Origin of the sequence: Salinivibrio sp. IB872 (assembly GCF_001995345.1) — a bacterium.
GTDB lineage: Bacteria > Pseudomonadota > Gammaproteobacteria > Enterobacterales > Vibrionaceae > Salinivibrio > Salinivibrio proteolyticus.
This window is the reverse complement of sequence record NZ_MUFO01000003.1, coordinates 77,837-96,109: the sequence shown is the minus strand read 5'-3', so window position 1 is coordinate 96,109 and position 18,273 is coordinate 77,837. Positions and strand designations below refer to the sequence as shown.

General features: G+C 49.5%; 19 protein-coding genes and 1 riboswitch. Of the genes, 12 read left to right on the top strand and 7 right to left on the bottom strand.

What is annotated here, in order from left to right; all coding sequences use genetic code 11:
* Positions 1-24: 24 nt before the first annotated feature.
* Positions 25-1,755: an arginine--tRNA ligase gene (gene argS / locus BZJ18_RS02470; RefSeq protein WP_069588765.1), complete on the bottom strand. Its 1,731-nt coding sequence runs from the start codon at positions 1,753-1,755 to the stop codon at positions 25-27.
* 245 nt (positions 1,756-2,000) lie between these two features.
* Between argS and BZJ18_RS02465 the strand changes: the two genes are divergently transcribed.
* Positions 2,001-2,612 carry a VOC family protein gene (locus BZJ18_RS02465; RefSeq protein ID WP_158011244.1) on the top strand — a complete coding sequence of 204 codons (612 nt, stop codon included), beginning with the start codon at positions 2,001-2,003 and terminating at the stop codon, positions 2,610-2,612.
* A 39-nt stretch (positions 2,613-2,651) separates the two neighbouring features.
* Here the strand turns inward: BZJ18_RS02465 and purU are convergent, their stop codons facing one another.
* Positions 2,652-3,485 carry a formyltetrahydrofolate deformylase gene (gene purU / locus BZJ18_RS02460; protein WP_077455201.1) on the bottom strand — a complete coding sequence of 278 codons (834 nt, stop codon included), beginning with the start codon at positions 3,483-3,485 and terminating at the stop codon, positions 2,652-2,654.
* Between the two features lie 156 nt (positions 3,486-3,641).
* Between purU and BZJ18_RS02455 the strand changes: the two genes are divergently transcribed.
* From BZJ18_RS02455 to rnd, 7 genes are all read left to right on the top strand, one after another.
* The gene (locus tag BZJ18_RS02455; RefSeq protein ID WP_077455200.1) at positions 3,642-5,606 is read left to right on the top strand and encodes an ATP-dependent DNA helicase; all 1,965 of its coding nucleotides are present in this window, start codon (positions 3,642-3,644) and stop codon (positions 5,604-5,606) included.
* Complete coding sequence (gene tsaB / locus BZJ18_RS02450; protein ID WP_077455199.1) at positions 5,607-6,302, top strand: tRNA (adenosine(37)-N6)-threonylcarbamoyltransferase complex dimerization subunit type 1 TsaB; 696 nt, start codon at positions 5,607-5,609, stop codon at positions 6,300-6,302.
* Between the two features lie 40 nt (positions 6,303-6,342).
* The gene (locus tag BZJ18_RS17190) at positions 6,343-6,642 is read left to right on the top strand and encodes a hypothetical protein (RefSeq protein ID WP_131825256.1); all 300 of its coding nucleotides are present in this window, start codon (positions 6,343-6,345) and stop codon (positions 6,640-6,642) included.
* A gap of 22 nt (positions 6,643-6,664) precedes the next feature.
* Positions 6,665-7,213: a Slp family lipoprotein gene (locus BZJ18_RS02445; protein ID WP_241824903.1), complete on the top strand. Its 549-nt coding sequence runs from the start codon at positions 6,665-6,667 to the stop codon at positions 7,211-7,213.
* Positions 7,214-7,216: 3 nt separating this feature from the next.
* Entirely contained in the window at positions 7,217-8,161 is a 945-nt protein-coding gene (locus BZJ18_RS02440) for an alpha/beta fold hydrolase (protein WP_241824900.1), read from the top strand.
* Between the two features lie 121 nt (positions 8,162-8,282).
* A complete protein-coding gene (gene fadD, locus BZJ18_RS02435; RefSeq protein WP_077455197.1) occupies positions 8,283-9,974 on the top strand; it encodes a long-chain-fatty-acid--CoA ligase FadD in 1,692 nt (563 codons plus the stop codon).
* A gap of 86 nt (positions 9,975-10,060) precedes the next feature.
* A complete protein-coding gene (gene rnd, locus BZJ18_RS02430) occupies positions 10,061-11,197 on the top strand; it encodes a ribonuclease D (RefSeq protein WP_077455196.1) in 1,137 nt (378 codons plus the stop codon).
* 52 nt (positions 11,198-11,249) lie between these two features.
* On the opposite strand, the gene minE is transcribed toward rnd, so the two are convergent.
* From minE to minC, 3 genes are read right to left on the bottom strand one after another with little or no spacing between them, the layout of a single operon-like run.
* Entirely contained in the window at positions 11,250-11,519 is a 270-nt protein-coding gene (gene minE, locus BZJ18_RS02425; RefSeq protein ID WP_069588784.1) for a cell division topological specificity factor MinE, read from the bottom strand.
* Between the two features lies 1 nt (position 11,520).
* Complete coding sequence (gene minD / locus BZJ18_RS02420) at positions 11,521-12,333, bottom strand: septum site-determining protein MinD (RefSeq protein WP_077455195.1); 813 nt, start codon at positions 12,331-12,333, stop codon at positions 11,521-11,523.
* A gap of 17 nt (positions 12,334-12,350) precedes the next feature.
* Positions 12,351-13,013, bottom strand: a complete 663-nt coding sequence (gene minC / locus BZJ18_RS02415; protein WP_069588789.1) for a septum site-determining protein MinC — start codon at positions 13,011-13,013, stop codon at positions 12,351-12,353.
* A gap of 274 nt (positions 13,014-13,287) precedes the next feature.
* Between minC and BZJ18_RS02410 the strand changes: the two genes are divergently transcribed.
* The gene (locus BZJ18_RS02410; RefSeq protein ID WP_077455194.1) at positions 13,288-13,563 is read left to right on the top strand and encodes a YcgL domain-containing protein; all 276 of its coding nucleotides are present in this window, start codon (positions 13,288-13,290) and stop codon (positions 13,561-13,563) included.
* 12 nt (positions 13,564-13,575) lie between these two features.
* Positions 13,576-14,550 (top strand): lytic murein transglycosylase, encoded by a 975-nt coding sequence (locus tag BZJ18_RS02405; RefSeq protein ID WP_077455193.1) that lies wholly within the window; start codon positions 13,576-13,578, stop codon positions 14,548-14,550.
* A 79-nt stretch (positions 14,551-14,629) separates the two neighbouring features.
* Here BZJ18_RS02405 and BZJ18_RS02400 read toward each other — a convergent pair whose 3' ends face one another.
* Positions 14,630-15,055 carry an H-NS family histone-like protein gene (locus tag BZJ18_RS02400; RefSeq protein WP_069588796.1) on the bottom strand — a complete coding sequence of 142 codons (426 nt, stop codon included), beginning with the start codon at positions 15,053-15,055 and terminating at the stop codon, positions 14,630-14,632.
* 276 nt (positions 15,056-15,331) lie between these two features.
* A riboswitch (Lysine riboswitch) is annotated at positions 15,332-15,512 on the top strand.
* An 85-nt stretch (positions 15,513-15,597) separates the two neighbouring features.
* Between BZJ18_RS02400 and BZJ18_RS02395 the strand changes: the two genes are divergently transcribed.
* Together BZJ18_RS02395 and BZJ18_RS02390 are read left to right on the top strand one after the other, a co-directional pair.
* Positions 15,598-17,181 (top strand): Na+/H+ antiporter NhaC family protein, encoded by a 1,584-nt coding sequence (locus BZJ18_RS02395; RefSeq protein ID WP_077455192.1) that lies wholly within the window; start codon positions 15,598-15,600, stop codon positions 17,179-17,181.
* A 129-nt stretch (positions 17,182-17,310) separates the two neighbouring features.
* Complete coding sequence (locus BZJ18_RS02390; RefSeq protein WP_069588799.1) at positions 17,311-17,892, top strand: thymidine kinase; 582 nt, start codon at positions 17,311-17,313, stop codon at positions 17,890-17,892.
* Positions 17,893-18,004: 112 nt separating this feature from the next.
* Here the strand turns inward: BZJ18_RS02390 and cspD are convergent, their stop codons facing one another.
* A complete protein-coding gene (cspD, locus tag BZJ18_RS02385) occupies positions 18,005-18,226 on the bottom strand; it encodes a cold shock domain-containing protein CspD (RefSeq protein ID WP_069588926.1) in 222 nt (73 codons plus the stop codon).
* Positions 18,227-18,273 lie beyond the last annotated feature (47 nt).

The window sequence follows — 18,273 nt, the reverse complement described above, 5'->3', positions numbered from 1 at the left end:
AGCTATCGGTTGAACAAGGTTGGGTTACATGCGCTCAAGGGTATTGATACCCAGTAGCGCAAGACCTTGTTTGATCGTTTTTGCTGTCAGTGCCGCCATACGCAGGCGACTTTGACGGGTTTGACCTTCAGCCAATAGAATTGGGCACGCTTCATAGAAGCTAGAGAAAAGTCCCGCCAAATCGAACAAGTAGCTACACATCAGGTGTGGTTGGCCTTCGCGAGCAACAGACTTAACCGCTTCTTCGAATTGCAATAGCTTGGCAACCAATGCTTTTTCTTTCTCATGCTCAATGACCATTTCACCCTCTAGTGCATCACGGTCAACGCCTGATTTTGCAAACACAGAAGCAACACGGGTGTAGGCGTACTGCATATAAGGCGCTGTATTGCCCTCAAATGCCAGCATATGATCCCAGTCGAAGATGTAGTCCGTGGTGCGGTGCTTAGACAGGTCCGCATATTTCACCGCCGCCATTGCTACGGTGGTGGCGATTTCACGCTGCTCAGCTTCATCCATGTCTGGATTTTTCTTGGCGATCAGTGCCTTGGCGCGGGTTTCAGCTTCGTCGAGTAAGTCAGCAAGACGAACGGTGCCACCTGCACGCGTTTTAAATGGCTTGCCATCTTTGCCAAGCATCATACCAAACGCATGGTGCTCGAGGCTGACAGAATCAGGCACGTAACCGGCTTTACGCACAATGGTCCACGCTTGCATCAGGTGTTGATGTTGGCGTGAGTCAATAAAATATAAGACGCGATCGGCATTGAAATGTTCATAGCGGTATTTGGCACAGGCAATGTCGGTGGTGGTGTATAAAAAGCCACCATCACGTTTTTGAATGATCACACCCATAGGCTCGCCGTCTTTGTTCTTGTATTCATCCAAGAACACGACTTGGGCGCCGTCATCTTCAACAGCGATGCCTTTCGCTTTTAAGTCTTCGACAATGCCTGGCAGCATATCGTTGTAAAGACTTTCACCCATGACATCTTTGTCAGTCAATGACACATTGAGACGGTCGTAGTTACGTTGGTTTTGTTCCAACGTCACTTTCACTAATTTTTCCCATTTTTCTTTGCAGTATGCATCACCACGCTGAAGACGCACTACATACTGGCGCGCTGTGGCAGCAAATTCTTCGTCTTCGTCGTAACGACGCTTGGACTCACGATAGAAGTTTTCGATATCGCCCAGTTCCATCGAGATGTCATCACCGCGAGATTCATGCAGTTCCAAGTTGGCAATCAACATACCAAACTGCGTGCCCCAGTCGCCGAGATGGTTGGCGCGGGTGACCTTATGGCCTAGAAATTCCAAGGTGCGAACAACGGCATCACCAATGATGGTTGAACGCAAGTGGCCCACGTGCATTTCTTTGGCAACGTTTGGTGCAGAGTAATCGACCACAATGTTTTGGGTCGCTTCAGTGGCGACACCTAACCGGGTATCCGCGAGCGCTTGGTCAGCTTGCGTCGCTAGCCATTGGTCGTTTAAGAAAATGTTGATAAAACCAGGGCCAGCGATTTCGGTTTTACTGACCATATCGCCAAGGTCGAGGGCATCCAGTACTTTTTGTGCGAACTCGCGAGGGTTACACCCTAATTTTTTTGCTGCGCCCATCACGCCGTTGGCCTGATAATCACCAAATTGAGGTTTAGCAGACTGACGTACCGCCGCCGGTGTGCCTTCAGGCGCACCCGCCGCAACCATGGCGGCAGAAACTTTCTCGTTAAGAAGACTTTGAATATTCACTTGCTTACCTTTACTACTAACCGGGCCGATTGTTAACTGCCCGTTGTGTGGGCTTCCAGCTTACAGATACAAGAATCCGCCAACACTGCACTGAGCCTTGGGCGTACAAGCACAGTGTTGGCGGGATGCTGTATTGTTGCGAACCGTGGCGTCAACTGACGCGGGTAAACCCTAATGATACCCATAAACTAGCAGGGGTTGGCAATAGTTATTCACCGTCAACACTGATATCTTTACGCGCTGAAATGAAACGGGCGACGTTTAACCTTAAAGAGGTCACCATGCATGATGCCACGAACCTAACTACCCTGATGCGAGATAAAGCAGCTTTTGCAGATAAAATCAATCAGTTGCTTGATTTGCTTGCGATCGATTGCGCGGAGCTGACACTGGATCATGTCGCGATACGCACCCACGAGATCGCGGTAACCGAATCTTTGGCTACTGAGCTCGCGTCGCAAGGTAAGTTATGCTCTGAGGCGATCGTCAATGGTCGGCCAATCCACATTTATGCACTGGAGCGGGCATTAACCATTGGTCAATGGCAAACGCATTGGGTTGAGCTTCCGTTTCCTAACCACAAACGGTATCCGCGGCAAAGCTGGGAGCATGTTGAGTTTGTGCTGCCCTGTGCCACCGCTGACATGGCAGGACTAAAGCAAGCATTGAAGCGCGCGTTTCCAGGCATATTTGCGCGCGCAGAACAGCAACATACCATCACGGTGAAGTGCAGCGAACCTTGTGTGAAAGGCGAGCGGTTACCTAATCCGACCATCGCTTTTAAGTATCAAGATGTTTGCGTGAAGTTTCACCCTTTTCCGCTGGCTGAGATTATTGCAAGCGAAGCCAGTGACTAAGCACTGGCTTCATGGGGCTGGCGGGAGTGCGATATGTGATTATAGGATCACGGTTTTATTGCCGTGAACAAATACCTTGTCATCCACCACTCGGGCAATCGCTTGGCTTAGCACGCTTTTTTCCACATCACGTCCGGCTTTGGCCATATCTTGCGCATTAAAACTGTGGTCAACATGAATCACGTTTTGACCAATAATGGGGCCTTCATCCAAGTCGTTGGTAACAAAGTGGGCGGTCGCACCAATGATTTTGACACCACGCTCAAAGGCTTGATGATAGGGGCGTGCGCCAATAAATGCGGGCAAGAAGCTATGGTGAATATTAATGATTCTGTGTGGGTATTGCGCGACAAAGTCGGGTGTGAGCACGCGCATGTATTTAGCCAGTATGATGTAGTCGGGCTGGTACGGCTGGATTGCCTTTAACATTGCCTGCTCGTGTGCCTCACGCGATAAATCTTGATGGCAAATATGGTGGAACGGAATATCGAAGCGCTCAGTCAGCGTCTGTAGCTTGTCATAGTTTCCCACCACGGCAGCAATCTCGATATCCAAAGAGCCATCGTAGGCTTTCATTAAAATGTCGCCCAAACAGTGCGACTCTTTGGTCACCATGATCACAACGCGCTTTCGTCGTGAGCTGATAAGCTGACGGTGACTTCCAGCAGGAAGCGCTTGGTCGAGATCTAACAACAGCGTGTGGTCATTAAAAATCCCTTCCAATTCGGTGCGCATGTAAAATCGACCCGTGGCATTGTCGACATATTCGCGATTATGGACGATGTTGAGTTGGTGCTTATAACAAATATTGGTGATCTTGGCGATCAGGCCTTGGGCATCGGGACAATCCGTGAGTAATGTTTTTCGTTCCATGTTGATGTTATGTTGCTTAATAGTCCTTCGGTTTTACCCTGTCTACACCCCAAGGTCAAAGTGAATTTACCCTGATCGCCGAACATCCGAGGGGAAGTGGTTTCATCCTCTTGGGGGCTTTGGCATAATGCCCGCTTTCCCCTGTGTATTTATCCAATGATCCGAAAGGTTTTCTCTGATGCCGGTGCGCTGGCAAAAGCAATTGATGGCTTTGTGCCTCGACAGCCGCAAACCGATATGGCGATGGCGGTCGATGCCGCGATCCGCGAGCAAGGACAGTTGGTGGTCGAGGCCGGGACAGGAACAGGGAAAACGTATGCCTATCTTGCCCCTGTATTGTTGAGTGGTAAAAAAGCCATCATCAGCACGGGCTCAAAGAACCTGCAAGAGCAGCTTTATCATCGCGATTTACCCTTGATGAAATCGGCGTTGGGGTTCACTGGTACCACGGCGCTGTTGAAAGGGCGAGTGAACTACCTTTGTCCAGAGCGCTTGAGTCGTCAAATCAGTGAGTGTCATCGCCCAGATAGTGATCCGAGCCAATTAAGCCAACTGGTCAAAATCCGCGAATGGTCTTCGTATACAGAGTCGGGGGATTTGAGTGAGTGTGACGCGTTGGCGGAAGACAGTCCGCTCATTCCCGTGATCACGTCGACCAACGACAATTGCCTTGGTAAAGACTGTCCAAGCTATGAAGACTGCTATGTCGTCAAGGCGCGCCGTCGCGCGATGGAGGCGGATGTAGTGGTCGTGAACCACCATTTGTTCTTGGCTGATGTGGCGATCAAAGAAACTGGGTTTGGGGAATTGATCCCAGATGCGGATATCATGGTGTTCGATGAAGCGCATCAATTACCAGATATTGCCAGCCAATATTTCGGTCAGTCGCTGTCTAGTCGCCAGTTACAAGACGCCGCGAAAGACATCCACATTGCTTATCGTACGGAATTGCGTGATACCCGACAGTTGGAAAAAGTCGCCGATCGTTTATCGCAAGCGGCGATGGATATGCGCTTAGTGATGGGAGAGCCCGGCTTTCGTGGCAATTGGCGAGAGCTTCAAGCCTCACCGGCTGTCGAGAAAGAATTAGTACGCTTAACCGATGCACTGGAGTTGGCCCATGACGTGGTCAAACTGTCACTGGGTCGCAGCCAACTATTGGATGCGGCGTTTGATCGCATCACCTTGTTTAAGGCACGTTTATCGCGACTGCGTGATACGTCGATCACAGGCTATTCGTACTGGTATGAGTGTACGCGCCATCACTTCAGCCTCAATATTACGCCGCTCTCGGTGGCCGATCGTTTCCGCGAACAAATGGATGAACAAGGTGGGGCATGGATTTTTACCTCGGCGACACTCGCCGTGGAAGGTGATTTTAGCCACTTTAGTCATCGACTTGGCATTTCAGCACAACGGCAGATGACGTTAGAAAGCCCCTTTGACTACCCCTCACAAGCGCGACTGTGTGTGCCACGCCATGTGCCTGAAACCAATAGCTATCGGCGAGCCGATAAGCTGGCAACCTTGTTAGGGCCTGTGATTGAGCGTAATCAAGGGCGCTGTTTCTTTTTGTGTACGTCGCATCAAATGGTGCGAGACTTAACAGCATTGTTTCGCGACCAACTCGCGATTCCCGTGTTGATGCAAGGCGAAATGCCGAAACAGCGCCTGTTGACAGAATACTTATCACTGGGGAATGCGTTGCTGGTGGCAACCGGCGCGTTTTGGGAAGGGATCGATGTGCGTGGACAGGCACTCAGTTGCGTGATCATTGACAAACTGCCGTTTGCGTCGCCCGATGACCCCTTGCTCAAAGCGCGTATTGAAGATTGTAAGTTGCAAGGCGGTGACCCTTTCTCGCAAGTGCAGATACCAGAAGCGGTGATCACGCTCAAGCAAGGGGTAGGGCGTTTGATTCGCGATAAGCGTGACCAAGGCGCGTTGATCATTTGTGATAACCGCTTAGTGACGCGCCCTTATGGCGCCACCTTTTTACGCAGCTTACCGCCCATACCGCGTACGCGCGATCTAAATAATATTGACGACTTTTTATCAGCCATAAATGCTGACCATACCGATGCAGAGATGCCTGCATTGCAATCACCGATTGAGGGTTAAATGACGCTAAAAATGCTTGCCGTGGATACGGCCACGGAAAACTGCTCTGTTGCGCTGTGTATCGGCGATCAGATGATGGTGCGCAGTGACATTGCGCCGCGTGAACACACCAATAAAATCTTACCCATGGTCGATGAGGTACTCGCGGAGGCGGGCGTATCACTCACGCAACTCGATGCACTCGCCTTCGGCCGGGGTCCAGGGAGTTTTACTGGTGTGCGAATTGGCATTGGGATTGCACAAGGTTTAGCGTTTGGTGCTGATTTACCCGTGCTGGGCGTATCGACGCTCGCGGCGATGGCCGAGCAAGCGCACCGTACTCATGGCGCAACGCAAGTACTCACGGCGATTGATGCGCGAATGGGAGAGCTATACTTTGCCCAGTATCAACGTCAAGAAAATGGCGATTGGCATGCGTTGGCTGATGAAGCGGTTGTGGCGCCTGACGCATTGTGCCTTGAATCGACCGACGGTACGTGGGCACTGGCAGGAACCGGTTGGCCTGCCTATCCTGAATTAGCGAAAGGGTTGGATCTGACCACCACAGAATCGGGCGTGTTGTATCCACAAGCACAAGACATGCTGGCTATTGCCAAATACGCCTACCAGCGTGGTGAGGCTGTCGCCGCTGAGCTCGCGACGCCCACCTACTTGCGTGACAAGGTCACGTGGAAGAAGCTCCCCGGACGCGAGTAAGAGTCTGTTTGGGTCGGTTTGCCTCGCATAGGAAGCAAGTATGGTATCGATTAACGGAATTCCTTCTTCACCGCCTAACCGGCCGAATCAAACGCGGCGCCCTTCATCCTCGGAGAAAGCGTCGCGTAAACAAACCCCGCAAACGAGCCAAGTTGCCAAAGCAGTGCGGCAAAAGGTGCAATATGTCTCTGTCTCAGAGGCAGAGCAAGCTAAACAACATATTCAGTATGATTTACCTGATGGCCGCGGTCGTCAGGCAATGTCATCTTACTTAGCGGTGCTTAACCATGCGCGGCGAGAGGAACTGCTTAACCTCGTCGGGGTCGATATCTATGTATGACGTCGAGAGAGGAGTACGTGTGATGAAGCTAATATCAACCGGATTGCTGATGATCGGGGCGCTACTGTTAACCGGTTGCAGCACCTTGCCTGACAGTTTAAAAGGTCGTATGGATCAGCCGGTAACCGAGTACCCGGTCGTAGCCAATATGACCGTAGCCAATCAGGGTGAAGAAGTGCGCATGGGCGGCATGATCGCCAGTGTTGAAAACCGCGAAGCGGACTCGGTAGTCGAAATCGTCGCGTTGCCCACCTCCAGTGCGGGGCGCCCCGATATTGGTGCGTCGTCACTGGGTCGATTTAAAGCGGTTTTTAGCGGTTTTGTCGATCCTGCAGACTATGCGAAAGGGCGTCCTATTACGGTGCTGGGTGAATTTGTTGAACAGCAAATGGGTAAAGTCGGGGATTATGAGTATGCCTACCCTGTATTGTCAGTCAAAGGGCACCAGCTGTGGAATATTGAGCAAAAGGTTATCGATGACGATCGCCCTTATTGTTATGGGCTATATTGCTCGCGCGTTCGGGTAGGCGTCGGGACTGGGCGAGTACAAAGCGTGATCACTTTACCCTAACCAATGATGCATTCTCCACTGTCGGCGCAACTTGATGAGGCACTTCAGGCAAATCCAGCGATGATCGGCCTGTCGAGCGGATTGGAACCACTCACGCTCTCACTGGCCTCAACGCGTGTCGCGGGAGCTGCCCGTCCGGCGGCAAGCGGTGCGCCTACTTTGGTTATGCTTCACGGCTGGCAAGATAACCTAGCCAGTTTTCATGCTCTGGTGCCTTATTTACCCAGCGAGTGGGGATTATTATTGTTTGATTGGCCCGGACACGGTCTGTCAGAACATAAACCGGGCGACTACTACTACCCCTTCTACGACTACTTGGATGATTTACACCAAGTGCTCTATCAACAGCACTTCTCCGGCCCACTGATCTTGGTTGGCCACTCACTCGGTGGGCTGGTGGCGAGTTGCTATGCCGCTGCTTTTCCAGACCGCATTGCTGCACTGGTAATGATAGAAGCGCTCGGCCCGATGGCTGAACCTGCTCAACAGATAACCAACAGATTGGCGAAAAGTCTTGATCAACGCTTAAAGCAGCGTCAAAAGCGCCAACGCTACTTTGATTCTGCATTTCAGGCGCTACAATTACGCGCGTCCATCAATAAAGTGGCGGCTGAACCGCTTTTGCCATTAGTCGCTCGCGGATTGATGGAGACTCCTCAAGGTATCACTTGGCGACACGATCCTCATTTGCGCGGGGATGCGCTTTACCGGATGTCGCCCGCGCATTGTGAATCGATTATCCGGGCAATTCACTGTCCTGCTCTCGCCATTCGAGGAACGGATGGCTATCCTGCATTGCGTTCGCAGGATGCTCAGCAACGGATGCATGGGTTTCGCCAATTACAGGTGGTGGACCTGCCAGGTACGCATCACTGTCACCTTCAACAACCGCAACAGGCTGCATCGTGGGTAACAGATTTTGTGACCAAAATTCAAACGCGCACTTAAAATGCTCGTGTAAAAATAATGTTAACGCTATGGTGGACGGGTTAAACACCTGTTTGAATAGAATCTCGCGTCGATCGAAGCGGGCAGTATAGCCTGCAAGCTAAAACATAGGAGAAAGCCAGTGGAAAAGGTTTGGCTTAATCGTTACCCGTCGGATGTGCCGGCGGAAATAGATCCAGATGCCCATCGCTCTTTGATTGAGATGTTTGAACACTCAGTGCAAAAGTTCGCTGACCAAACAGCCTTTATTAACATGGGCCAGGTCATGACCTTCCGTAAGCTCGAAGAGCGTAGCCGCGCATTTGCGGCGTACCTGCAAAACGAGCTGAAATTACAAAAAGGCGATCGTGTGGCGATCATGATGCCGAATTTGCTGCAGTATCCGATTGCGTTGTTCGGTATTTTGCGAGCAGGCTGTGTGGCGGTTAACGTCAACCCTTTATATACGCCGCGAGAGTTGGAGCATCAGTTGACTGACTCAGGTGCGAAAGCGATTGTGATTGTCAGCAATTTTGCTCACACCTTGGAAAAGGTGGTGGAGAATACACCCGTTAAGCACGTGATCCTTACGAGTTTAGGGGACCAGCTCCCTCGTGCGAAAGGCACGTTAGTGAACTTTGTGGTCAAGTACGTCAAGAAAATGGTACCGAAATACCATTTGCCGGACGCAACGTCGATGCGTAATGCGCTCCGCCGTGGCCGCCGTATGCAGTATGTAAAACCTTTCTTAAAAGGTGATGATGTCGCTTTCCTCCAGTACACGGGTGGTACCACTGGATTGGCGAAAGGCGCTATCTTGACGCACCGCAACATGTTGGCCAACGTCTACCAAGCGAAAGGCACCTATCAACCGGTACTAAACGTGGGCGAAGAGTTGGTAGTGACCGCGCTACCGCTTTATCACGTGTTTGCGCTAACCGTAAACTGCCTGCTGTTTATTGAAATGGGTGGACAGAACCTGTTGATCACCAACCCGCGTGATATTCCGGGCTTTATCAAAGAGCTACAAAAATATCCATTTACGGCGATTACAGGGGTGAATACCCTCTTTAACGCTTTGCTACACAACGAAGATTTTCATGAGTTAGATTTCTCCAACTTACGCCTTACCGTTGGTGGCGGCATGGCGGTACAACGTGCTGTCGCAGAAAGCTGGAAAAAACTGACCGGTAAGCACCTCCTAGAAGGCTATGGCTTAACCGAGTGCTCACCGCTTGTGGCGGCGTATCCTTATGATTTACGTGATTACAACGGGTCGATCGGTTTGCCCGTCCCATCTACGGAAGTCCGTATTGTGGATGAAAATCGTGAAGATGTTGCCGATAACCAACCGGGCGAATTGTTGGTGCGTGGCCCACAAGTGATGAAAGGTTACTGGAACCGACCAGAGGCGACGCGTGAGAGTATTGATGAAGACGGTTGGTTGGCAACCGGTGATGTGGTGCAGTTTGATGACGATGGCTTCTTACACATCGTCGATCGTAAAAAAGACATGATCCTTGTATCAGGCTTTAACGTCTATCCCAATGAAGTGGAAGATGTGGTCGCCCTGCATGATAAGGTATTGGAAGTGGCCGCGATTGGTCAGCCAGACGAAAACTCAGGCGAAGTCGTTAAGATTTGTGTGGTGAAAAAGGATCCGTCGCTGACCCGTGATGATCTGATAGCGCACTGCCGTAAGCACCTGACCGGTTATAAAGTGCCTCGCGTGGTTGAATTCCGCGATGAGCTACCGAAAACCAATGTAGGTAAAATCTTGCGCCGAGAGTTACGCGATGAAGCCCCTAAGGCGCCGCAAAAAGCTTCTGCTTGATGCGTGCTGCCCGCGAAAAGGGTAAACTGGAGCGTAACGAATCACGAAATGCCGGCATTGCCGGCATTTTCTTTATAGGCTAACTTGTGAATTATCAACTAATCACATCACATCAACAACTTGTCGACGTATGCGCAAACATGCGCCAGAAACCTGCTGTGATGGTCGATACCGAATTTGTGCGTACCCGTACGTTTTACGCGCAACTTGGGTTGGTGCAATTGTATGATGGTGAGCAACTTGTACTCATCGATCCGATTGAAATCGACGATCTTTCCCCATTGTGGGCATTGCTGGCTGACACCAATGTCACCAAAGTATTGCATGCCAGTAGTGAAGACTTGGATGTGTTCCAACACTATGCTGGTACCTTACCCACCCCTATGGTTGATACCCAGCTGATGGCTGCTTTTTTAGGGCACGGTGTATCAGAAGGATTTGCGAGTTTGGTGAATACTTATGTGGGAGTGGCGCTTGATAAAGGCGAATCACGCACTGATTGGTGCGCGCGCCCACTAACCGATAAGCAAAAGCATTATGCGGCGGCGGATGTGTATTATTTGATGCCTCTGTACCAAGCGCTTGAGAAAGCCTTGGCAAAAACACAGTGGCAAGCGGCGTTGCAAGAAGAATGTACCCGCTTATGTGACAAAAAGCGCCAACCCAAAGAGGATTCGCTGGCATATCTTGATATTAAATACGCGTGGCAGCTGCAGCCGAATCAATTGGCGGTACTCCAATCGCTTGCAAAGTGGCGCGCGAAAGAGGCACGACGTCGCGATATCGCGCTTAATTTTATTGTGAAAGAGCTTCACCTTTGGAAAATGGCGCGATTTGGAATTCGTAGCGTTGAGCAAATGCAAGCGCATGATTTTGATAAATTTGAGATTCGCTATCATGCCCAAACTTTGATCACGCTGGCGAAGCAAGCTGAGAAGCTTCCTAAAGCGAAGTGGCCACAACCCATCACGCGTTTAGTCGATGAGCCGGGTTACAAAGCCGTGATTAAGACGCTCAAAGAAAGCGTTCAACAGTGTGCGGATGAGCTGGGTTTTGTACCGGAGTTTATTGGCTCAAAGAAGCAATTGAATCAGTTGATCAGTTGGGTATGGCGAGAGCATAAAGCGGAGGATAAACGCCCAGATCTCGCACAAGGGTGGCGGTATACTCTGATTGGCAAGCGCCTGATAGCGATGATTCCCAGTGCGCCAGTGACGCATTAAAAAAGCGGTGCTCAGCACCGCTTTTCTACAATCAGCGAACGAGGCTCACGCTTTAGCTCTCTTTCCCTTCTTCCGGCAAAGTCACATTTAACTCTAAGACGGAAAGATCGTCGTCCCCTTGCTCGAGGCTCACGGAGACTTGCTCGGGACCGATATCCACATATTTACGGATCACATCTAAGATATCCTGCTTGAGCTGTGGCAAATAGGTTGGGGCAGGGCTATCTGCACTGCGTCGCTCCGCAACAATGATTTGCAGGCGCTCTTTTGCAATGTTGGCGGATTTTTTCTTGGCTGGCCGAAAGAACTCTAGCAATGCCACATTAGCCTCCAAATAAGCGTTTTAGAAAACCTTTGCGCTCTTCCTCAATAAAGCGGAATGGGCGCTCTTCGCCAAGCAATCTTGCAATGGCATCTTCATACGCTTGTCCCGCATCCGATTCTTGATCGAGAACCACGGGCTCGCCTTTGTTTGAGGCATGCAGTACTGACTGGCTTTCTGGGATGACCCCTAACAGTGGAATACGTAAGATTTCCTCAACATCCGACACACTGAGCATCTCGCCGTTGGTCACGCGGCTTGGGTTATAACGGGTTAAGAGCAAGTGGTGCTTAACCGGTTCCTCACCGTTTTCGGCGCGGCGAGATTTTGAATCGAGAATGCCCAGAATGCGATCAGAGTCGCGCACCGAAGAGACTTCAGGGTTGGTCGTAACGATGGCTTCGTCGGCAAAATAAAGGGCCATGAGGGCGCCAGCTTCGATACCCGCAGGCGAATCGCAGATGATGTATTCAAACCCAAGCTCATCCATCTCTTTTAACACCCGTTCGACGCCCTCTTTGGTGAGTGCATCTTTATCACGAGTTTGTGAGGCTGGAAGAATAAATAGATTTTCAACCCGTTTGTCTTTGATCAGCGCTTGATTAAGGTTGGCTTCGCCGTTGATCACGTTGACAAAGTCATACACCACGCGGCGCTCACATCCCATAATTAAATCGAGATTACGAAGACCAATATCAAAATCAATCACTGCGGTTTTTTTGCCAGCCATGGCGAGTCCCGTCGCGAGTGCTGCACTCGACGTGGTTTTACCAACACCGCCTTTACCGGAGGTAATTACAATAATTCGTGCCATTCCTCGTCCTTATTCTGTTATAGCGTGAGGGGGTCTATTTGTAAGCTTTCTTGATTGAGCGAGACCATGACGGGGCGCTCAATAAACTCAGATGGAATTTTGTCGCTTAGCCAGTAGCTACCGGCTACTGACAATAATTCTGATTGTAAATTCTGGCAATAAATACGCGCTTGCTGCTGGCCGCTGGCGCCGGCAATGGCTCTGCCGCGCAGCACGCCGTAAATATGAATACTGCCATCAGCAATGACTTCCGCCCCGGCACTGACATGATTCAATACCACCAAGTCAGCATTTTTGGCATAGATTTGCTGTCCCGAGCGCACGGGATTCGTGACCACTTTAGTGGGGGTTTGAATCGGATCGGCAACACGAGATTGCTTGCTCGATTTGAGTACCGCAAGCCCCACCGATTTGGCTTGCTGGCGGGTATCGTTATGCGTGACGCCAGTAAGGCCGACTAAAATCATCCCAGTTTCACTTAAACAGTGCTTTAAAGCGGTGAGATCTGGGCATAGCTTTAAACGGCTGACATCCGCTACCACAGGCGCGCCTTCAAAAAATGCGGGGGCTTGGGAAACCTTATCAGCCAAAATGGCGGCCGCTTCAGTAAAATTGTCATCCACAAGATGAAGAACAGACAAAGTAAAAGTTGAGCCTTTCAACTCCGGGTGTTTGTGCATGTTGTTTGATTCCGGTTATATCGTTGAAACGCGAGTCAGACGCGCATTATCAGACGTTGGATAGCATGGTATATTCACAGCATCGATGCGGCAAGCAGGGTTTGATATTCGGCGGACATTGCCCCCTAATTTTGGCGATTTCTTGTCATGGTGCGCGATGTGAGCCGCGTTTAGTGAGCATTGTGTGACACATTTTGCGGCAAAGCCTAACAAACCTTAACTCGTCGATGACACTATTTCGCCATCGTTATGGCATGCTGATGAGGACATTGAGATGTATTGCGCAATTTATCGTAGCAAAAAGAAAGAAGGCACCTATCTTTATGTACCGGGGAGAGATAAATTCGATGATGTGCCAGAAGCATTAATGAACAGTTTTGGACAACCAGAGTTTGCCATGATGATTGATCTCGGTAAGCGAGAAAAACTTGCGGTTGTTGATGTTGAGAAAGTGAAACAAAGTCTGCAAAACGAAGGGTTCTTTCTACAATTACCACCGCCACCGGATGCGGCGTTGCAGGCTATCCGAAACAAGAATGAAAAATTGTAATTAGGGAAGCGTATGCGCAAAGGTTTGATTTCAGCATTGGTTGCAGCCTCAGTTTTTACCTCGGGGCCGCTATTTGCAAAAGAAGGGTTTGATCAGTACGTCGAATCATTGAAAGAGGAAGCGCGTCAAGCAGGGATTGATGACGATATACTGGCACGCGCGTTTGCTGGCATTGAGTATCATGAACGGGCGGTCAGTGCCGATCGAAATCAACCTGAGCGGCGTTTAACCTTGGATGAATACATTCCCCGCGCCGTACCGGATTGGAAAGTCGATCAGGCGAAAGCGCTGTATAAAAAACATTATGCGGCGCTAAAAAAAGTCGGTGAGGAATATCAGGTTCAGCCTCGTTTCATTGTCGCCTTGTGGGGCGTGGAAAGTAATTTTGGCAAACTGCAAGGCAACTACAATGTTATCGAAGCACTGGCCACATTGGCTTATGATGGGCGTCGAGAAGCCTTTTTCCGCCAACAAACAATGGCAGCACTGACCATATTGCAAGAAGGGCATATTGCGCCTGAAAACATGAAAGGTTCATGGGCCGGTGCAATGGGGCAAAGCCAGTTTATGCCGACGTCTTTCCTTCATTATGCGGTTGATGGGAACCAAGATGGTAAAAAAGATATTTGGCAAACGGAAGCTGATGTCTTTGCTTCTGCGGCGAACTATCTAAAACAAGCTGGCTGGGACGATACGTACACATGGGGACGCCAAGTTAAATTACCAAAGCATATAGATAGGAATAAACTTGGTGTCGAAAGTAATAAGGCGCTGTCATTAAATCAATGGCAAACACTGGGTGTAACGCGTCTTAATGGCCAAGCGTTGCCGAATGTCGATATTCAAGCTTGGTTGATTCAGCCTGATGATGAACTTGGACGAGCTTATTTGGTTTATAACAACTATCAAAGCTTGTTGAAATGGAACCGTTCGCACTACTTTGCGTTAGCAGTCAGTCATTTGGCAGACCGGATAAAGTTTGGTTAATGGGTGATGATAGAGATTCTACGAATCAGATAAAAAAAGAGGCCGTCCGGCCTCTTTTTTTTATCTTCATGTGCAACACTTAGGCTTGTTGGCCAGGGATCAAGAAGTCTTCTAATTTCGCGCTACCATTTTCGGTTGCTTCACGGATCACTTTCGGCATACGACCTTGACCGGTCCATGTTTTTACCGAGCCGTCGCTATCAGTGTATTGATATTTAGCAGGGCGTGCCGCGCGCTTGCCTGTTGATTTAGACTTGCTTGCACCACCTAATAATTTCATGAGTTCATCAGGTTCAATACCATCGGCGATTAACATCTCACGGTATTTTTCTAGTTTCGCTAGGCGTGCTTTTTCTTCTTCTTGCGCTTGACGCTCAATCTCTTCACGTTCTTCAACGACGGTTTGTAGCTTTTCTAACGCTTCTTTAAGTTGCTCGGCGGTCATTTCTTTCGCGACAGCACGTAAGCTGCGTAGGTTAAGTAACGCTTTCATTGCATCAGACATTATTGGGTTCCTATTTGATTTATATGTTAATTGAACGGATGGTAACAGTATAAGTGAAATATGCAATATTACATAAAATAATTAGAGCCTATTTTTCATTATTTATTTTCTGTTCGCAATATTTGTTACCCATGTTTAAGGGTGTTTTTTAAAATATGCCTAAAATTTGGGTGGTTGCGACTGATTTCATCGACACTTGATAGTGTGACGTTTTAAGTGGTGGCTTTTTGTGCGTGAACAGTTGCGATAGTGAACATCTTGTGTAGAATGCTCCACTCTTAACGTAGAGGTGCGTTGTTTATAAGTAATGTGCACGAGGGTGATGCCAGTGACCGCACATGAAAGGATCCAACGCCGAAGCCAGTAAGGCCATCATGCCGACTGTGCTGGGGCTGTTACCGAATAGGGGCAGCACTGCCATAGTAATTAGGACACACTATGGAGCGCTACTGTAGGAGGCAAGTTGTTTGCTGTGTGTTACCACGCCTTACCAGTCTTCGTTTCTGCAGTAGATCTCCAACCAATTGGTTGATATTGAGATCATGAACTTAACAGACTTTTCTTCATCCGCTTTATCGTTACTTCCACCCTTGCTGGCTTTGGGCCTTGCCATTGCAACACGTCGCGTGCTGTTGTCGCTAGGCATGGGGATTGTACTCGGTACCTTACTACTCGCTGACTTTTCCCTAGGAACATCGGCGCAATACCTTTTTGATGTGGTTGCCGGCCTATTTGTGGCTGAAGGCAGCATTAATAGCTGGAATATGAGTATTCTTGCTTTCCTCGTACTACTCGGGATGATCACCGCTTTATTGTCCCTCTCTGGAGGAACACGAGCGTTTGCAAATTGGGCACAGAGCCGAATTAAAAGCAAACGAGGAGCAAAATTACTGGCGGCTTTCTTGGGCGTATTTATTTTCGTAGATGACTATTTTAATAGCTTGGCAGTGGGGGCTGTTTCGCGCCCTGTGACCGATCGCTTCCATGTGTCTCGAGCCAAGCTGGCGTATATTCTCGATTCGACTGCCGCACCTATGTGTGTTATCACTCCCGCTTCGAGCTGGGGCGCTTATATCATTACTGTCATAGGCTCGATTTTAGTCGCACATGGGGTGACTGATTACACGCCGCTCGGCGCCTTTGTCACCATGATCCCGATGAACTTCTATGCAATCTTTGCGCTTCTGCTGGTTTTTGCAGTGATTTGGTTTCAGCTTGATATTGGCCCCATGCGTCAATTTGAATACCAAGCAAAAAAAGGCAGTCGCTTAGGGGATGAAAGCGACAATTGTGCCGATCTTTGTGACGATCTTGGGATTGAAGAAAGCGAGCACGGCACGGTTTCTGATCTGGTGTTACCGATTGTGGTCCTCGTTGTGGCGACCATCAGTGCGATGCTCTACACCGGCGCACAAGCGTTAGCGGGTGACGATGTATCCTTCTCAGTACTCGGCGCGTTTGAGAATACTGATGTAGGCATGTCCCTTCTGATGGGAGGCGCAGCTGGACTTATCGTTGCCTTAGCCATGACAATCAAACAAGGGATTGGAGCGCCTGCGATCAGCAAAACCTTATGGGTTGGGGCGAAATCCATGTTTGGGGCCATTCTTATTCTGCTGTTTGCATGGTCTATTGGCCATATCATCGGCGATTTGCAAACGGGTAAATATCTGTCTTCATTGGTGCAGGGCAATATGCCATCTGAGCTACTCCCTGTTGTGCTCTTTTCACTCGCGGCAGTGATGGCATTTGCGACCGGCACCTCATGGGGAACCTTTGGTATCATGCTACCGATCGCGGGCGATCTGGCTGCGGCGACGGAAATTTCCTTGATGTTACCTATGCTGTCGGCGGTATTAGCCGGTGCGGTGTTTGGTGACCATTGCTCACCGATCTCAGATACCACCATCTTGTCATCTACAGGGGCACGCTGTGGGCATATTGATCATGTCTCGACACAGTTACCTTATGCGATTGGTGGCGCTCTGGTGTCCGCGGTTGGCTTTTTGGTCCTTGGCTTTACCGCATCACTATGGTTGGCATTTGCCGCCACGACACTGGCCTTTGTCGCGCTTTGTTTTGCGCTACTGTGGCTGAAAAAGCGCCCGTGCAAAGCCATGGCCTAATCTCGCTCGTAACTACCTCATAATAGGATTGAGCGCAAAGCCCCGCTGGTCGGGGCTTTCCTTTTTGATGAGATCCGGTAGCATGCTGGATTGATTTTAAGCCTGATGACCGAATAACCCGAGATAACAATGGCGCAGCTTTATTTTTATTACTCCGCAATGAATGCCGGTAAGTCGACAACACTTTTGCAATCAGCCTTTAATTATCAAGAGCGAGGCATGCAGCCCCTGTTATATACAGCGGCAATCGATGACCGATATGGTCAGGGAAAAATTAGCTCACGAATTGGTTTAGAGACAGAGGCGCACCTGTACCACAATGAAACCAATTTATTCGAACATGTTTCAGCCATTCAAGAACACGAAAAAGTAGACTGCTTGTTACTGGATGAGAGCCAGTTTCTCACCAAGCAGCAAGTGCTTGAGTTAACTGATGTGGTCGATAAATTGCGTATTCCTGTGTTGTGTTATGGATTACGCACAGACTTTCGAGGAGAGCTATTTGAAGGCTCTCAATACTTACTCGCTTGGGCGGATAAGTTAGTAGAACTAAAAACGGTTTGTCATTGTGGTCGTAAAGCCAATCGAGTGATTCGCCAAGATGCGAATGGCAATGCGATCGCTGATGGCGATCAAGTTGTGATCGGTGGTAACGAGCGTTATGTATCGGTTTGCCGGTTGCACTATAAGGAAGCTCTTGGCTTACTATGAGCATGGCCTGCGATGGGCGAGTGTCTCTATAAGGTAGAGCGCGCCGAGTACGAAAAAAAGCGAACGCAATGCGCTCGCTTTTTCCTTTGTAACCGTCGCGAATAACGCGTTGTTATTTCGCTGCTTCTTGTTCAACGGGGACGATTTGGCTCGCATGGTAGCCTTTCGGTCCTTCTTGAACCTCGTAGCTGACGGTTTGACCCGCTTTCAACGTCCTGTATCCGTCCATTTGGATTGTTGAGTAATGCGCAAAAACGTCGCCTTCTCCTTCTTCAGGACAAATAAAGCCGAATCCCTTGGCATTGTTAAACCATTTTACTGTACCAGTTTCCATGCGAAACATCCCTCTTGCATCAAACTTTTGCATACCTTGCAATAAAC

What these genes read in the sequence shown, in the direction of transcription:
- minD (WP_077455195.1), bottom strand. Translation starts at nt 12,333, where the DNA reads ATGGCACGAATTATTGTAATTACCTCCGGTAAAGGCGGTGTTGGTAAA.
- cspD (WP_069588926.1), bottom strand. Translation starts at nt 18,226, where the DNA reads ATGGAAACTGGTACAGTAAAATGGTTTAACAATGCCAAGGGATTCGGC.
- BZJ18_RS02465 (WP_158011244.1), top strand. Translation starts at nt 2,001, where the DNA reads ATGAAACGGGCGACGTTTAACCTTAAAGAGGTCACCATGCATGATGCC.
- BZJ18_RS02410 (WP_077455194.1), top strand. Translation starts at nt 13,288, where the DNA reads ATGTATTGCGCAATTTATCGTAGCAAAAAGAAAGAAGGCACCTATCTT.
- BZJ18_RS17190 (WP_131825256.1), top strand. Translation starts at nt 6,343, where the DNA reads ATGGTATCGATTAACGGAATTCCTTCTTCACCGCCTAACCGGCCGAAT.
- BZJ18_RS02390 (WP_069588799.1), top strand. Translation starts at nt 17,311, where the DNA reads ATGGCGCAGCTTTATTTTTATTACTCCGCAATGAATGCCGGTAAGTCG.
- purU (WP_077455201.1), bottom strand. Translation starts at nt 3,485, where the DNA reads ATGGAACGAAAAACATTACTCACGGATTGTCCCGATGCCCAAGGCCTG.
- BZJ18_RS02405 (WP_077455193.1), top strand. Translation starts at nt 13,576, where the DNA reads ATGCGCAAAGGTTTGATTTCAGCATTGGTTGCAGCCTCAGTTTTTACC.
- BZJ18_RS02445 (WP_241824903.1), top strand. Translation starts at nt 6,665, where the DNA reads ATGAAGCTAATATCAACCGGATTGCTGATGATCGGGGCGCTACTGTTA.
- minC (WP_069588789.1), bottom strand. Translation starts at nt 13,013, where the DNA reads ATGCACAAACACCCGGAGTTGAAAGGCTCAACTTTTACTTTGTCTGTT.
- BZJ18_RS02400 (WP_069588796.1), bottom strand. Translation starts at nt 15,055, where the DNA reads ATGTCTGATGCAATGAAAGCGTTACTTAACCTACGCAGCTTACGTGCT.
- BZJ18_RS02395 (WP_077455192.1), top strand. Translation starts at nt 15,598, where the DNA reads ATGAACTTAACAGACTTTTCTTCATCCGCTTTATCGTTACTTCCACCC.
- tsaB (WP_077455199.1), top strand. Translation starts at nt 5,607, where the DNA reads ATGACGCTAAAAATGCTTGCCGTGGATACGGCCACGGAAAACTGCTCT.
- BZJ18_RS02440 (WP_241824900.1), top strand. Translation starts at nt 7,217, where the DNA reads ATGATGCATTCTCCACTGTCGGCGCAACTTGATGAGGCACTTCAGGCA.
- BZJ18_RS02455 (WP_077455200.1), top strand. Translation starts at nt 3,642, where the DNA reads ATGATCCGAAAGGTTTTCTCTGATGCCGGTGCGCTGGCAAAAGCAATT.